The sequence below is a fragment of the Myxacorys sp. genome, from assembly GCF_059501405.1.
On the sequence record NZ_JCACCM010000187.1, the window covers coordinates 61,061 to 76,439 of the forward strand.

11 protein-coding genes are annotated in these 15,379 nt (G+C 48.5%); 8 read left to right on the forward strand and 3 right to left on the reverse strand.

Annotated features, from left to right (window positions below):
* The first annotated feature begins 164 nt into the window (after window positions 1-164).
* The 3 genes from AC5I6P_RS26295 to AC5I6P_RS26305 all read left to right on the forward strand — a co-directional run bounded on the left by AC5I6P_RS26295 (window position 165) and on the right by AC5I6P_RS26305 (window position 3,530).
* A complete protein-coding gene (locus AC5I6P_RS26295) occupies window positions 165-1,769 on the forward strand; it encodes a 2-isopropylmalate synthase (protein ID WP_495696733.1) in 1,605 nt (534 codons plus the stop codon).
* Between the two features lie 101 nt (window positions 1,770-1,870).
* Entirely contained in the window at window positions 1,871-2,671 is an 801-nt protein-coding gene (locus AC5I6P_RS26300; RefSeq protein WP_495696734.1) for a class I SAM-dependent methyltransferase, read from the forward strand.
* Window positions 2,672-2,696: 25 nt separating this feature from the next.
* Window positions 2,697-3,530: a carbohydrate ABC transporter permease gene (locus tag AC5I6P_RS26305; protein WP_495696735.1), complete on the forward strand. Its 834-nt coding sequence runs from the start codon at window positions 2,697-2,699 to the stop codon at window positions 3,528-3,530.
* 215 nt (window positions 3,531-3,745) lie between these two features.
* On the opposite strand, the gene AC5I6P_RS26310 is transcribed toward AC5I6P_RS26305, so the two are convergent.
* Window positions 3,746-5,413, reverse strand: coding sequence for an ABC transporter substrate-binding protein (locus AC5I6P_RS26310; RefSeq protein ID WP_495696736.1), 1,668 nt, complete (start codon window positions 5,411-5,413; stop codon window positions 3,746-3,748).
* A gap of 256 nt (window positions 5,414-5,669) precedes the next feature.
* Window positions 5,670-6,563: an MBL fold metallo-hydrolase gene (locus AC5I6P_RS26315; protein ID WP_495696737.1), complete on the reverse strand. Its 894-nt coding sequence runs from the start codon at window positions 6,561-6,563 to the stop codon at window positions 5,670-5,672.
* A gap of 328 nt (window positions 6,564-6,891) precedes the next feature.
* On the opposite strand from AC5I6P_RS26315, the gene AC5I6P_RS26320 reads away from it, so the two are divergent.
* A complete protein-coding gene (locus AC5I6P_RS26320; RefSeq protein WP_495696738.1) occupies window positions 6,892-8,640 on the forward strand; it encodes a caspase, EACC1-associated type in 1,749 nt (582 codons plus the stop codon).
* Between the two features lie 40 nt (window positions 8,641-8,680).
* Here the strand turns inward: AC5I6P_RS26320 and AC5I6P_RS26325 are convergent, their stop codons facing one another.
* Window positions 8,681-9,292, reverse strand: coding sequence for a TetR/AcrR family transcriptional regulator (locus tag AC5I6P_RS26325; protein WP_495696739.1), 612 nt, complete (start codon window positions 9,290-9,292; stop codon window positions 8,681-8,683).
* A gap of 129 nt (window positions 9,293-9,421) precedes the next feature.
* Here AC5I6P_RS26325 and AC5I6P_RS26330 point away from each other — a divergent pair, with 129 nt between their 5' ends.
* From AC5I6P_RS26330 to AC5I6P_RS26345, 4 genes are all read left to right on the forward strand, one after another.
* Window positions 9,422-10,726: an HlyD family secretion protein gene (locus AC5I6P_RS26330; RefSeq protein WP_495696740.1), complete on the forward strand. Its 1,305-nt coding sequence runs from the start codon at window positions 9,422-9,424 to the stop codon at window positions 10,724-10,726.
* Window positions 10,727-10,774: 48 nt separating this feature from the next.
* The gene (locus tag AC5I6P_RS26335) at window positions 10,775-12,805 is read left to right on the forward strand and encodes an ATP-binding cassette domain-containing protein (RefSeq protein WP_495696741.1); all 2,031 of its coding nucleotides are present in this window, start codon (window positions 10,775-10,777) and stop codon (window positions 12,803-12,805) included.
* Window positions 12,802-13,908: an ABC transporter permease gene (locus tag AC5I6P_RS26340; protein ID WP_495696742.1), complete on the forward strand. Its 1,107-nt coding sequence runs from the start codon at window positions 12,802-12,804 to the stop codon at window positions 13,906-13,908. Before AC5I6P_RS26335 ends, AC5I6P_RS26340 begins: the two co-directional genes overlap by 4 nt.
* Window positions 13,909-14,020: 112 nt before the next feature.
* Window positions 14,021-15,142, forward strand: a complete 1,122-nt coding sequence (locus AC5I6P_RS26345) for an ABC transporter permease (protein WP_495696743.1) — start codon at window positions 14,021-14,023, stop codon at window positions 15,140-15,142.
* The last annotated feature ends 237 nt before the right edge of the window (window positions 15,143-15,379 follow it).

A 15,379-nucleotide genomic window follows, 5' to 3' on the forward strand; every position in this document is an offset into this window, starting at 1 on the left:
CAGTAAAAGTCTCTAAACGAGATTAAAGTCCATACTAAAGTCTAGAATAAGGGCTATACGATCGCCATTAGCGATAGCGTTTGATCGAGATGCAGGTTGCCAATCTATTTGAGGGCTACTTGCTGAGATCTGCTATGCCCGTTCTCTACCCCCTAATTGGAGCCATGAACGTTCAATCACAGCCGAATCGAATTATCATTTTTGACACGACCTTGCGCGATGGCGAACAGTGCCCTGGCGCAACGCTTAATGTCGATGAAAAACTGACGATCGCACGGCAACTTGCTCGCCTTGGCGTAGATGTGATTGAAGCGGGATTTGCGTTTGCGAGTCCAGGCGACTTTGAAGCGGTGCAAAAAATTGCTCAAACAGTGGGCACGCCCGAGGGCCCTGTTATCTGTAGTTTGGCGCGGGCTATTCCAAACGACATTAAAGCGGCAGCCGAAGCGCTTAAACCCGCCGCGAAGGGGAGAATTCACACCTTTATCTCAACGTCGGATATTCATCTGGAATATCAGTTGAAGAAGACTCGCGCGGAAGTCTTGTCGATCGCAGAAGAAATGGTTGCCTATGCCAAGTCGTTCGTGAATGATGTCGAGTTTTCACCCATGGATGCCGCACGATCCGATCCAGAGTATCTGTATCAGGTGTTGGAACGCGCGATCGCAGCGGGTGCAACCACAATTAACATCCCCGATACGGTGGGATACATGACGCCGAGTGAGTTTGGTGAGATGATTCGCGGCATCCGAGACAATGTGCCGAACGTCGATCAAGCGATTATTTCCGTCCACGGTCACAACGATTTGGGCTTGGCCGTAGCGTGCTTTTTAGAAGCGGTTAAAAATGGCGCACGACAGCTTGAATGTACGATCAACGGCATTGGCGAACGCGCCGGAAATGCGTCCCTCGAAGAATTGGTGATGGCGTTGCATGTGCGTCGTCAGTACTTTAATTCGTTCTTAGGGCGTCCGGTCGAGTCGGAAGCGCCTCTGACCCAGATTAACACTCAAGAAATCTACAAAACCTCTCGCATGGTTTCGACCTTGACGGGAATGTTGGTACAGCCAAATAAAGCGATCGTTGGGGCGAATGCGTTTGCTCATGAGTCGGGCATTCACCAAGACGGAATGCTGAAGAATCGGCAAACCTACGAGATTATGGATGCTCAAACGATCGGGCTAACCAATACGCAGCAGCTTGTATTGGGCAAGCATTCTGGTCGCAACGCCTTCCGCACGCGTCTGAAGGAATTGGGCTACGAGCTATCCGAGCAAGACCTCAACAAAGCCTTCTTGCGATTTAAAGAACTGGCGGACAAGAAAAAAGAAGTCGGCGATCGCGACATAGAAGCGATTGTTAATGATGAAGTTCAGCAAGTTCCCGATCTATTTCGGTTGGAGTTGGTGCAGGTCTCCTGCGGAAATCGCTCTTGTCCGACCGCAACAGTATCGTTGATTAATCCTGATGGTGAAGAATTGACGGATGCGGCCACAGGAACCGGCCCCGTCGATGCGGTGTACAAAGCCATTAACCGCGTGGTGAATGTGCCCAACCAACTGATTGAGTATTCGGTGCAGTCGGTGACGGCAGGAATTGATGCGATCGGGGAAGTAACGATTCGGCTGAAATATGGCGATCGTATTTTCTCTGGTCATGCCGCTAATACAGACATTATTGTGGCGTCGGCACAAGCTTATGTGAATGCATTAAATCGCTTGTATGCCTCGTTGCAGCCTGCTGAGCCTGTAGCAGCATCCGTTAACTAACGAAGAATTTGTAGAATTTCACTCTTGGTTCTACAAAGCTTCATTCAGTGTTATTTTGGGGTGGTTTATCGCTGCCCCTTTTTGATGTTGTCCTGAACCCTATGCAAGACGATTTACTCCGCCGAGAGCAAGATTTTCACGATCAGTGGGCAAGCACGATCGATATCGACGGGATTCAAGTCAGAGACTATTTTGAAGCCTGTACTGCTCCTGAAAATCGGTTTATTTTGAGGCAGTTGGGCGATGTGCGAGGGAAATATCTGCTCGATTTGGGGTGCGGTGCGGGAGAGAATAGCGTTTATTTTGCTCAACTAGGAGCGCGGTGTGTTGCGACCGATTATTCACCGGGAATGGTGGAGGTTGCGACGAAGTTAGCGGCGCGAAATGGAGTTCACGTTGAGGGTAAAGTGATCAATGCGATGGCAATCGACTTTCCTGACAACACGTTTGATATTATTTACGCTTCTAACCTGTTGCATCATATTCCACACCCTAAAGTGACGCTGCGAGAAATGCATCGCGTCTTAAAACCCGGTGGCAAAGCCTGTTTTTGGGATCCGTTAAAACACAATCCAGTGATTAATGTCTATCGCAGAATGGCAACGGAAGTGCGAACCGAAGATGAAACGCCGTTAGATATCAATCTTGTCAATTACATTAAATCGCTATATTCACAAACGAACTATGACACCTTCTGGTTAGCCAGTTTATGGATTTTTCTGCGGTTTTATCTCATTGAAAAAGTGAATCCAAATGAAGAACGGTATTGGAAGAAAATCATTGTCGAGCAAGCAAGACTAGAGAAAACGTATCTCCGGTTAGAAAAGCTCGATAAGATTCTGAAAAAGTTGCCATTGATGAAACGCATGGCTTGGAATCTGGCAGTGGTGGCGACAAAATAATTTTTTGACAGGCGTTTGAAGTGCGATGATTCAGCGTAACCAGAGTTGGCGATCGTGGGGAATGTATGGTGTGCTCAGTGCGATCGCGCTAGTCATGCTGATTCCTTTAGTGTGGTTGGTGAGTACATCGTTTAAGTCGCCCACCGAAGATATTTTTCAGTTTCCGCCGCAGCTAATTCCCTCTCAGCCGACATTTGAGAATTTTGTTACTGTTTGGCGAAGCAATCCATTTGGGCAATATTTATTTAACAGCACGTTAGTTTCTGTATTAACAGTTGCGTTAAATTTATTGTTTTGCTCACTGGCTGCTTATCCACTAGCAAGGCTTGCATTTCGAGGTCGAGAAATTATTTTTAGCGCGATCGTGGCGACGATTCTAATTCCGTTTCAGATTGTGATGATTCCACTATACGTGTTAGCGGTGAAGCTGGAGTTGCTCAACACCTATCTAGGCGTAATCTTTCCCGGAATTGCTTCTGCGTTTGGGATCTTTCTACTTCGACAAGCCTTTCAAGGGGTTCCCAAAGAGCTTGAAGAAGCGGCACGAATGGATGGCTGCTCAGAACTCGGTGTCTGGTGGCATGTGATGATTCCGTCTATTCGTCCTGCGCTCGTCACCCTAGCGATCTTTGTGTTTATCGGCTCGTGGAGCGATTTTCTGTGGCCTCTTTTAGTGTTAGATCGTCCTGAATTGTTTACCTTGCCGCTTGGCGTTGCCAATCTTGCTGGCACGTTTACCTTAGATTGGCGATTGATTGCCGCTGGTTCAGTCATTTCGATCGTGCCGATTCTCGTGTTTTTTGTGGCAATGCAGCACTACATCGTGCCGACGGAATCGGGCAGTGGTGTGAAGGGTTAGCGAGAACGTTAGCTTGGCATAGCCACCGTTTCCATTTGAAACATCTCTGTTTCAGGTGCGTTGCTTTAGCTTGGCATAGCCACCGTTCTTATTTGAAACAGGAGCATTCCTGCTTTAAGTAAGAACATTCCTGCTTCAGATATGAACGTTCCTGTTTCAAACAGGAGCATTTCCATTTGAAACAGGAATGATGGAACTTATTAAGTCTGCGTTCCTTATTTCTTAGCGATCGCTTCAAACGGTTCAGTCCCCAATGGACTAGGCGTCCATCCATCAATCGTTTTACGCTGCACCAACAACGGCTCAGCATGAACGATTGGCAGTCTCACCGCTTCCCGATGAATAATTTCATCCACTTGGGCATAAAGCTGCGATCTCGCCGGTCGCTCTGACGTCGTTCTCGCTTGTTCTAACAGTTGCAAAACCTGATCGTTTTTCCATTTCCCTAAATCATTCGTCGCATCAGGCCCAAAATGAGGATAGTAGAACGTATCCGGGTCGCCATAGTCTCCGATCCAGCCCATCATGAATGATTGATAGCCGGGAGCTTTGATGCGATCGGCCAGATAAGATGCCCAATCTTTTGTCTTGAGGTTGACCCGAATTCCAACCGCGCTCAAATCTGCGGCAAACGCTTCTGCAATCGGCTTGGGCGTTGGAAAATAAGGACGCGACACAGGCATATACCACAGGTCTAAATCAAACCCATTGGCATAACCTGCTTGCCGCAGCAAATCTTTTGCTTTTTGCGCATTAAACTCGTATTTCTGCAAGTTTGCAGCCTGCGCCCACTCCAGCGATGGCGGCACAAAGTGAGCATCACTGACGGCTGCTCCTTTCCAAAACGCTTGAACGATCGCTTGCTGATTAATCGCATGGGCGATCGCTTGTCTCACTCGCACATCAGAAAATGGTTTGTAGCTGGGATTGAGCGCTAAATAACCAACATTGAACGACGGACGGGTAACAACCGAAACCGCTGTATCTCGCTCAATTTCGGCCTTTTGATCAGGAGCAAGATCGACCGTAAAATCAAGCTGTCCAGCCCGGAGTTGAGCAAGTCTAGCGCTGGCATCTGTAACAAAACGCATGACGAGTTGATTAGATTTTGGCAGCCCTGGTTTCCAGTAGTTAGAATTTTTTTCCAGAACAATGCGATCGCCGCTTCGCCATTCTTTAAACACAAACGCGCCTGTTCCAACCGCGCCGCCCGCTGGAGTGCCATAATTTGCGCCTGCTTTTTGAATTGCCGCCGGGCTAGCGATGCTGAAATAACCCGATGCGATCGTGGATGGAAAGGCAGCAAACGGTTGCTTCAAGACAAACTGAACCGTAGACGAATCAACAGCTTTAATATCTTGAATTAACGAATTTGGTTCACCTTTATATCCGCCAAAAATTTGACCCCAAATCTCGTAAGTCTTTCCAGCATTGCGAAAACTATTGGGGTTATTTTTGTCCCACCAGCGATCGAAGTTAAATTTCACGGCTTCTGCGTTGAAGTCAGTTCCGTCGTGGAATTTTACGCCTTGACGCAGCTTAAATGTATAGGTCTTACCGTCTGAAGAAGCATTCCAAGCGGTGGCTAAGCTCGGCTGTATCTCTGTTGTTCCAGGTTTAAACTCCAGCAAACGGTTGTAGATCTGGTTGTGAACAATCAGCGAATTTCCATCGGTGACATTGCCCGCTTCCAAATTCACAGGCTGCCCACCCGAACCATACACCAAAACACCAGATGAGCCAGCAGCTCCACTTGTAGAAGGATTCGAGGCGTTTTGGTTTTGAGTGCAGTTCGTCAGGATTACTGACAAGGCAAACAACGTTGTGAGAAATCCGATGCGCCAATGTCTAAACAGAGGAAGTGAGCGTTTACGCTGTGCCATTGCCGTGTGTCTTGCTATTACAGCCGAGATAGTCGATTTCTAAGCATAGTATCAATTGTGTTTAGAAAGGAAACTGACGGCTTTCGTAATGCTCTATGCAATTAGCGCAGAGCGCAACTCCGAAGGAACCGCGGGACTCATCGTAAACGCCCCGCGATCGCCAGTTGACAACAGATTTTTTAGCAGTCGCAGATGACATTATTGCTGCCATCTGCTCATCCGCTACCTCCACTACCAAATCTGCTGCCAACACTCTTTAATCCCACTCTCCCGTACGCGCATCTAGTCCCATCCAAGATAAACACTTCAGCATTTCTTGGTGCATCGTTTTCTCGTCTGCATGAAAGCGTCGTCCGTGACCGGGAAGCACCCACTCGAACGAATAGTGGCTCAGTTTTTCCATCGATTTCTTCAACTCATCCCACGAATACCAACACGCTTCTCGGAACCCAACCAAGTGATTTTGCTTGGCAGACCACGCGAGATGATCGCCCGTGAACAAGAATCGATTTTGGTAAAGCAGAACCGTATGTCCTTTGGTATGTCCAGGAACAGGAATGATCAGCAATTCTGGATCGAGTTGGATTGGCTCGAGCCCAGTCAATCTGAGTTCAACGCTCTCCGTGCCGCGAGTAATTTCGTCGGTGTGGAGGATACGATCGCAGCCAAAATGATCATGAAATTTCTGGTGATCGGCAACATCATCACGATGGGTTAGATACAAATAGCGCACGCCTCCCATCGCTTCGATTCGCTTCACAAGCGGCGGTGTAAATCGAGGGGAATCGACCAAAATGTTTCCTTCCGATCGCTGGATCAGGTAGCTTGCTGCCCCGAAGGAATTCTCAGCGTGATAGCCACAGTGATAAACATTCTCTGCTACTAGAATCGGAAAACTCGCTTGAGCGATTTTAATATCTGTCGGTTTGTCAACGGTTCCAATCGATGCGGTAGGACATGCCAAAAGCGCCTGCATTGCGCTTAGGCGTTCGGATTCGGTTTGAGGCTGATGATAGACGATCGATTGAGCGCGATCGCGAGAAAAAATGGCTGGAGCCATCCAACGACAGGTATCGCAATCGATGCAGGAGCGATCGACGTAAAGATCACCGTCTGCGTTTTCAGGGCGTCGTTCAGTGAGGTGAGCCATAGGACATCCAGAATTAAAACGACAAATTTAAACTGTAATTCCTTAATCATAGTCGTTATGAGTATGATTAAGCGATAGTTCTTCATCATTCTCGATCGGCGTAGTGGGACATCCTAAATTGCATCCTCCACTGTGCAAAAAATCGCAAAAATCTTGTGCAAAGATCTGCTTCGAGAAATCGCAGATCTGGATGCGCTATTTCTGTATTCGCGCTATTTCTGGCTACTTCTCGTGCTGATACACCCCTTTTCAGAAGAAATTCTGATAATCTTCTTTACCAAGGGATTGCTTGATAGTTTGACGATTAGCACATCGATCGGGGGCTTGCATGACAGCAGCACTGCTTATTGGGGTTGGTCAGTACGAAGACAAAAGTTTTAGCGCGTTGCCTGCCGCGACAGAAGACGTAAAAAAACTGCAAGACGTTCTGCAACATCCACACATCGGCGCGGTTCGTGCATTAGAAGTGGCGTCGCTGCTCGATCCAGATTTGCAACAGTTGCGCTCCGCCCTGAAAATGCTGACCAACTGCTCATCCAATGAAGTTGTTCTGGTTTACTTCTCTGGATATGGCATTGTCGATGACTATGGGCAATTATTTTTAGCAAGCCGCGCGACCCGACGCGATAAGCTAAACGAGACCGCGCTTTCGATGGCAGAGGTGCAAGAGAGCTTAGAGAACTGTCGATCACAGCAGCAAATTCTCATTCTCGATGGCTGTTTTAGTGGTGCCTATGCTCAAGGTATGGTTGCAGACAGCGATATTGACAAGATCGGACAGCAGCTTAGCGGTAAACGCCGCGTCCTGCTTACGTCGCCGTGGTCACTCGACTACTCGCCTCAAGAAAAATCTGCCCTCTCTACCTACACTCAATCTCTGATCGAGGGTCTATCGACGGGGATGGCAGACGGAATCGGGCATCGAACTCTTGACGGACAAATTTCGATCATCGAGTTGCATGACTATATTTGCGATCGCATTGCTACAAAGCTTCCTGCTGCTAAACCCAGACTCTACACAATGGGTCATGGCTACGAAATTACGATCGCTCAGGCTCCATATCTCGACTTCCGCAAAGAAGCGCTGAGTTTGGCAAGTCAAGGAGAGATTTCTCCGGTCGGAAATAAAATTTTGGATGCACTACAAATTAAGCACGGTGTTCCAGATGCGATCGCGAATCAAATCAAAGCAGAAGTCGTTCAGCCGTTCGAGATCCAACAGAACAAGCGCAAGCAGCTAGAAGACCTCCGCACCAACATTGCCCAAGGTGGACAAATTAGCGACAACACTCAAACCGAGTTGATGCGATTGCAAGAAGTCTACGATCTAAGCCCAGACTCTGGTTCTCGATACGATCTACAACCAGACTCTAATGCAAGAAGGGATACTCCTACTCTCGCTCCTTACCCTGTGGCAGGCATGGCAGCAGCAGGAGTGGCTGATCCAGGTCAACAAACTGTAGCTCCCCCACCCGAAACGTCTCTTAACGCTCCTGACCCTCCAGTTGCCCCAACAGAACTCGACAATCGCCCTTCCACTCGTTTAGAGCGGATGAACCAGTTTCTCCAAGAGCGAAATTTACCGCGCGACTTTTCTTCGGATGGTTGGTTGATTGCACTTGCAGGACTCGCCGTTCTAGCATTGCTCGGAGCCGTTCTATTTGCTGTGTTTCTGCCGCTGCTTCCCCGCTCCGCCAATAACTTCTCTAACGCCGAAGAATTTTTTCAAGATGCCTATCGCAAAAGCCAGGGAAGCGATCGCCAAGGTGCGATCGACAGCTACACCCAAGCGATCACGCTCAATCCCAATAATCCTAACTTTTACTACAACCGAGGCATTGAGTATGCAAAAGCAGGCGATCGACAGCGGGCGATCGCAGACTACGATCAAGCGATTCGCATCGACTCTGCGTTTGCTGATGCCTATTTCAATCGTGCTAACGCCTACCTTGCATCTGGAGACAATAACGCAGCGCTTCAGGACTATCAGCAAGCCGCAAGACTGTACGGAGAGCAGAAACTGAGTGATGAACGCCAACGCGCCGAGAATGCGGCTGCAAGGCTACAAGGGCAGTAGCTTGTACGGAACCGTCAGCAAGGATCAAAGCGTTCGTCCTTCAGTTAGAGCGTCCTAAAATCAAATCGATCAGCGTGTTAATCAAGCGATCGCTCTCCAACGGCATCAATTCTCGACCGTGCATAATGTTTTGAAACATCACATAAGAGACGAGGGAGCCAAAGAAAATGTGAGCGATCGCTTCTGCATCAGAAATATTCAGCTCTGGGTGAGCCTTGAGATACTCAATTAGCAGGAATTTTCCACGCAGAATCACAGTTTGAGAAAACAACTTTGCAAGATCTGGAAATCGCTCTGATTCAGCAATCGTTATCCGCATTAGAGAAATGTATTCTGGGTTGCCTGCAACCTTCGTTAAATACGTCGTTGCAAGTTCTCGTAGCAACGTTTCAGGCGCTTTTGCGTGAGACTCAGACCCGATCAGATCCCGAAATCGCCCAATTGTGATGCGTTCAATCAGCGCGATGAACAACTTTTCCTTATCGCCAAAGTGGCTGTAAATAGTCTGCTTAGAAACGCCTGCTTCGGCTGCCACCCGATCCATACTGGTTCCGGCATACCCAAAGGTCAAGAAAATCCGCGTTGCTCCTTGAAGAATCTGTTCTTGCTTTTGGGTGAGGGGCGGATCTGATTTAGTCGCTGATTTAGTCATAGTGAGGAACCCGAATCGAGATTAATTTTTTCAAATCAGACTTGTCTAATCATACTAGACGGTCTAGTATGATTGGTATAAATCATCAGAAACGATCACGATTTGCCGCGATCGCAAGGTGTACTAATTATGACTCAGACTCTTCCTCAACCTGCTGACAGCCCTCAAGCGGCTGAACCGCAGAAATCTGCGAGACGCAAGCCAAATCCTAGACTACTCATTCCAGTTGTGCTAGCGATCGCGGCACTCGGTTATGGCATTTGGTTGCTGATTCCGCGTCCGGCTGCCACAAGTCTCAAGTTGAGTGGACGCATCGAAGCCAATGAAACCGATATTGGCGCGAAAACGGCTGGACGCATCACCTCAATGAATTTTCGGGAAGGAGATGAAGTACAGACAGGGCAAGTTGTGGCGCAACTCACCGATGAAGAAGTCAATGCTCAACTGCTAGCGGCAACGTCAGAGGTCGCAGCGGCAAGGCAGGCAGAACAGCAAGCCAAACTCGACATTGCTGTCGTCGATAGTCGGATTCAGGAAGCGCAACTCAATCTAGTGCAGTCTAGAGGAGATGCACGGGGTCGGATTGAGCAAGCGTCTTCTACCGTGTCGTCTGCGCGGGCGCAACTGTCGCAGGCAGAGGCGCAGGTGAAACAGGCACAAGCGCAGGTAAAAGAAGCCGAGTCGCGACTGAAATTTGCTCAGAAAGACCGCGATCGCTATGCTCAACTCGTCGCTCAAGGCGCAATCGATCGCCAGCAGTTTGAGCAGTCGCAAACCAATTTTGAAGTCGCTCAAGCCTCAGTTGGAACGGCTCAAGCCACCCTACAAGCTCGTCAAGATGCCGCTAGAGCTGCCCGTGATCAGCTGAATGCTGCCTCTGGTAGCCTGACTCAAGTTGAAACCACGCGGCTCAATCCTCAAATCCGAGATGCTCAGCTAGAAGGACTTTATCAACAACGTCAGCAAGCCCAAGCCAAACTCGCGGCGGCTCAAGCCAACGTTAAAACTGCGATCGCAAAACAGCAGCAATATCAGAAACGCTTAGACTCATTCGAGATTAAAAGCCCCATTCATGGGGTCGTAACGGCCCGACCTGTGGAACCTGGAGCCGTTGTCGCAACAGGTCGAACATTACTAACAGTCATCGATTTGAACACGGTTTATTTACGCGGATTCGTTCCAGAAGGAGACATCGGAAAGATTCGAGTGGGGCAGCCAGCTAGTGTCTTTCTCGATTCCAATCCGACTCAGCCATTGAGTGCTAGAGTCGCTGCGATCGATCCCAAAGCGTCGTTCACGCCAGAGAATATCTATTTTCGTGACGATCGCGTGAAACAAGTCTTTGGAATCAAACTCTCGATTGACGATCCATCGGGGTTTGCAAAACCTGGAATGCCTGCGGATGGAGAGATTAAGTTGAGGAATGAAGGATGAGATGAGGGATGAAAAATTAAGCGTAGAGCCATTTGTGAGGTCAACTGTATGAGTCAGAGTGCCACAACACATTCTCAAAATCCAATACATTCTCAAAACCCAATTCATCCCTCCTCGCGAAGCGGGTCGAAGATCTCCCTCATTCCTCATCCCTCCAACGATGTTCTCCACGTTCACGATCTCCACAAACACTACGGACGGGTTGCCGCCGTTCGAGGAATCGACTTTACAGTGCAGCGGGGCGAAATTTTTGGCTTGATTGGTCCTGATGGTGCTGGAAAAACGACGACCTTTCATATTCTTGGCGGCGTTTTAGAAGCGACGGCGGGAGAGGTTCAGGTCTTGGGGCAACCTGCGCGAGATGCACGGCTAAAAATTGGCTACCTAACTCAGCAGTTTTCGCTGTACCTAGATTTGAGCCTCGATGAGAATTTGCGCTATGTTGCAGGCTTGCGCGAAGTCGATGCTCAGATTTTTCAAGAGCGGCGGCGTAAGTATCTCCAGTTAATGAGTTTGGATCGGTTCAGCGATCGCTTAGCGGGGCAACTCTCAGGCGGGATGAAGCAAAAGCTGGCGCTTTGCTGTGCTTTGGTGTCTCAACCCGAACTGCTGCTGCTCGACGAACCCACGACCGGAGTTGATCCGGTTTCTCGCCGGGAATTCTGGGATGTTCTCGCTGCGCTTGCATCAGAAGGGGTCACCGTCGTGGTTGCCACGCCCTATCTCGATGAAGCCGAACGCTGCGATCGCGTCGCCCTCATGTACGACGGTCAAATTCAAGAAATCGGAACGCCCGCCGAACTCAAGCGCAACTTAGGCTTGCACCGTCTAGAAGTTCACACCTCTGACCTCGCTAGCGCCGAACGCATTCTCACGAGTGCCCCATCCGCTCACCTGATTGATACTCAAACCTTTGGCGATCGCTTAGATGTTCTCGTCAGCGATCCTCAAGCTGGGAAAACTCAAGTCAAACAGCTTTTTGCCCAACACAATTTAGACCTATCTGCCCTTGAATCCGCCGAGCCGACGCTAGAAAATGTCTTCGTGACTCGTCTCCGTCAACAAGGTTCTGCTCCTGAATTTTTTGAATTTCCAAGAGCGCGAGGCGGACAAAGACGCGCCAACGATCAAATTGCGATTTACGCAAATAAGCTCGATCGTAGGTTTGGCGACTTTCAGGCAGTTAAAAACGTCAACATTGAGATCCGCTATGGCGAAATTTTTGGGTTACTTGGAGCCAACGGCGCAGGCAAAACCACAACGATCAAAATGCTGTGTGGTTTACTTCCTGCTAGCGCTGGCGATATCTCTTTAGGCGGAGAGCGTGGCAATCTTCGCACGAGCGAACTGAGACGCAGAATCGGCTATATGAGCCAAAAATTTACGCTTTACGATGACCTCACCATTCTTCAGAACCTAGAGTTTTATAGCGGTGTCTATGGTGTGCCGCGTAAACTCCGCCGCGAAAAAATCGATTGGGTGATCGCCACGTGCGGACTCGAAGGACAAGAAAACATGCTGACTGGACAACTTCCCGGCGGTTGGAAGCAGCGCGTCGCCTTTGGGGCATCTGTGATGCACGAACCAGACATTCTGTTTCTCGATGAACCTACATCGGGCGTTGATCCGTTGGCGCGTCGTCAGTTTTGGCGGCTCATCAACGACTTCGCCCGCAACGGAACCGCGATTCTTGTGACTACCCACTACCTCGAAGAAGCCGAGCAGTGTAATCGTATGAGCTTTATGGTGGCAGGAGAAACCGTGCTAGAGGGCTCTCCTAGCCAAATCAAAGCCGCACAGCCAGGACAACTCGTTGAAGTGATTGTTACTGCTTCAGAGCGTCATGAACCAAATCCAACTCAAGCGGCGTCTAATGTGCTGAAACAGCAGATGGAGTCGTGGCGGGTGTCAATTTTTGCCGATCGCTTACATGTCGCGATCGAGGATCCAGCAGAAATAGACGCGGTGCGATCGCGCCTCCAAGCGGCTCACCTGACGATCTCCTCAATCCGCCCAATCCCTTACTCTCTTGAAGATGCCTTTATCAGTGTGGTTCAACGCGCGCAGGTCAAGCCATGAAGCGAATTTTAGCTCAATGCAGCAAAGAACTGGCTCAATTTCGGCGCGATCGCCTAACGTTAGCGTTAGCGTTCATCCTGCCTGTGATGACGCTATTTATCTTCGGCTTTGCAATTCGGTTGGAAGCCAAGAACATCACCCTGATTGTGCAGGATTTTGATCACAGTAATCTTAGCCAAAGTTATGTTGAACGCTTATACGCCACGAATCAATTTCTTCCCGTTCAATGGAGCGGCACTGATCCGATTCGGGATGGAATTGAACGAGGATTAGCAAAAGCGGCTGTGATTATCTCCCCAGAGTTTAGCCGAGATGTTAAAGCTGGAAAAACTAGTGTTGTTCAAGTCTTGATTGACGGAACCGATGTGAACAACGCTCGTGTGATCAAAAATAGTATTCAAGCGTTCACGAATGTTTTTATCCAAGATCAAAATCTATTGCAGTCGTCTAGCAAAATTTTACCTCGCATTAGGCTTTGGTTTAATCCAGGGCGTCAAGAGTCGCTTTATATTGTTCCGGGTGTTTTTGGGGTAATTTTGGCGATTTACCCATCGTTGTTAGCGGCGTTAGCTATGTCTCGTGAGAAGGAGCAGGGAACGATTCTGCAAATCTATGCGTCCAGCGTCAGCGCAGCTGAGCTACTGCTTGGAAAAGGACTTGCCTATTTTATCGTTGCGATCGGGCAAACGTTATTTGTCCTGGGATTAGGCTGTACGATTTGGCAACTCGGATTTGTTGGAGATCCAACCCCGTTGCTGATTGGTTCGGTTGTGTTTTTGGCTGCCAACATCATGTTTGGATTGCTTATCGGCGTGCGTGCGAGTAATCGATCGGTTGCCGTTCAGGGAGTAGCCACTGTAGGCTTTCTGTTGTCCCTGTTATTGTCTGGTTTTATCTATCCCCTCAGCAACATTCCGTTTCCGCTATCGCTGATCACAAACCTAGTTCCAGCCCGGTACTACATCGAATTAACCCGTGATGCCTTTGTGCGAGGAACAGGTTGGTCAGGCGTATGGTCGGCTCCTTTGCTGTTGGCTTTACTGGCGTTTCTTCTATTTAATATTGCTCGCAAAATTATTCGTCGAATGCAGCTATCTGGTTAGGAAACGGAGGTGGAAGCAGTAGATAGAGTTTAACAATCACGATTTTTAAAGAGCGAATGGTTCTTTTATTACTGGTTTTTCGGTTTTTGCCAATCTTGTCCCATGCGGTCCTATGAAACTTTTTCGACGGTTAATTGAGAGTCGCTTTTGGGTGCTGTCTGTCAAAGAAATTAGTCAAATTCTTCGCAACAAGCAACTCATCTTCCTCCTGGTGTTTCCTCCCACCATTCAACTGCTGATCTTTGGATTTGCACTCAACCCCGATGTGCAGCATCTCAAACTGGGCATTACCGACTATTCCAATACACCCATGAGCCGTGAGTTAATTTCTGCCTTAACTGCAAACGAGGTCTTTGAGGTGAAATCAGCCACTCTCGACGAACAGGCTCTAGGCGAACAAGTCCGACGAGGACAAATCACCGCTGGGCTGGTCATTCCGCCAAACTTCAACCGTCTGTTGAAGAGCGATCAGCCCGCCGAAGTTCAGGTACTGATTGATGCGGTTGATGCCAATACAGCAGGAATCGCCAACGGATATATGAGCCAGATCATCAATCAATTTAGTCGCCAGTTCACGCCAGACGTTGTGCCGCCGATTCAAACGCAAGCGACGATTCTGTACAATCCTGGATTAGTGTCTAGCTGGTTTATTGTGCCGGGAGTGATTGGGTTGGTTCTCAACTTAGGCAGTTCTCTGGTGTCTACGGCGGCAGTTGTGCGAGAAAAAGATACGGGTACGCTCGAACAGCTATTGATGACGCCTGCTGCCGCATGGGAAATTATTTTAGCGAAAGTGGTTCCATTGTTTATTCTGTTGCTAGGAGAAGTGATCTTAGCGCTGAGTGTTGCCACTTTTATCTTCCGAGTTCCCTTTAGAGGAAATATCTTTTTATACCTATTTTTTGCGGGGCTGTATGCCTGCGTCGGTATCGGAATTGGCTTTCTACTCGCAACGGTGTGTCGGACGCAGCAGCAGGCAATTCTGACTTCATTTTTTATCAATCTGCCCCTGATTCAGCTATCAGGCGCGATCGCGCCTGTGGAAAGTATGCCAAAATTCTTCCAGATCTTCTCGCTTGCGAATCCCTTGCGCCATTTTGTCACCATCTCACGCGGCGTTCTTCTAAAAGGAAACGGTCTTGATGTATTGTATCCTGAAGCACTTGCATTACTTGGGTTCGCGATCGTTCTCCTAACGATCAGTACTAATAAATTCCGTACACAGCTTAGTTAGATGCCTAATTAGACAACTGAATCTTTTTTAGGCTAAGCAATGTACTTAAAGGGCGAATAATCATCCGTTCTGAGCAAATTACAAAAAGGTTTGGCGATTTTCTGCGTCAAACGGTATCCTGCTTAAGGTTGCTGACGTTCAAGATAAAATCTGAACCTATTAAATCTGGACTTAAGGGGTGAGAGGTGAGTGCTTGACTTATAATCCTAAATCTCTAATCCTAAAGCCTCAGTTTCT

Excerpts from the sequence above, each read along its gene's own strand:
- AC5I6P_RS26325 (WP_495696739.1), bottom strand. The coding sequence starts at position 9,292 with ATGACTAAATCAGCGACTAAATCAGATCCGCCCCTCACCCAAAAGCAA.
- AC5I6P_RS26320 (WP_495696738.1), top strand. The coding sequence starts at position 6,892 with ATGACAGCAGCACTGCTTATTGGGGTTGGTCAGTACGAAGACAAAAGT.
- AC5I6P_RS26300 (WP_495696734.1), top strand. The coding sequence starts at position 1,871 with ATGCAAGACGATTTACTCCGCCGAGAGCAAGATTTTCACGATCAGTGG.
- AC5I6P_RS26295 (WP_495696733.1), top strand. The coding sequence starts at position 165 with ATGAACGTTCAATCACAGCCGAATCGAATTATCATTTTTGACACGACC.
- AC5I6P_RS26330 (WP_495696740.1), top strand. The coding sequence starts at position 9,422 with ATGACTCAGACTCTTCCTCAACCTGCTGACAGCCCTCAAGCGGCTGAA.
- AC5I6P_RS26345 (WP_495696743.1), top strand. The coding sequence starts at position 14,021 with ATGAAACTTTTTCGACGGTTAATTGAGAGTCGCTTTTGGGTGCTGTCT.
- AC5I6P_RS26340 (WP_495696742.1), top strand. The coding sequence starts at position 12,802 with ATGAAGCGAATTTTAGCTCAATGCAGCAAAGAACTGGCTCAATTTCGG.
- AC5I6P_RS26305 (WP_495696735.1), top strand. The coding sequence starts at position 2,697 with ATGATTCAGCGTAACCAGAGTTGGCGATCGTGGGGAATGTATGGTGTG.
- AC5I6P_RS26310 (WP_495696736.1), bottom strand. The coding sequence starts at position 5,413 with ATGGCACAGCGTAAACGCTCACTTCCTCTGTTTAGACATTGGCGCATC.
- AC5I6P_RS26335 (WP_495696741.1), top strand. The coding sequence starts at position 10,775 with ATGAGTCAGAGTGCCACAACACATTCTCAAAATCCAATACATTCTCAA.
- AC5I6P_RS26315 (WP_495696737.1), bottom strand. The coding sequence starts at position 6,563 with ATGGCTCACCTCACTGAACGACGCCCTGAAAACGCAGACGGTGATCTT.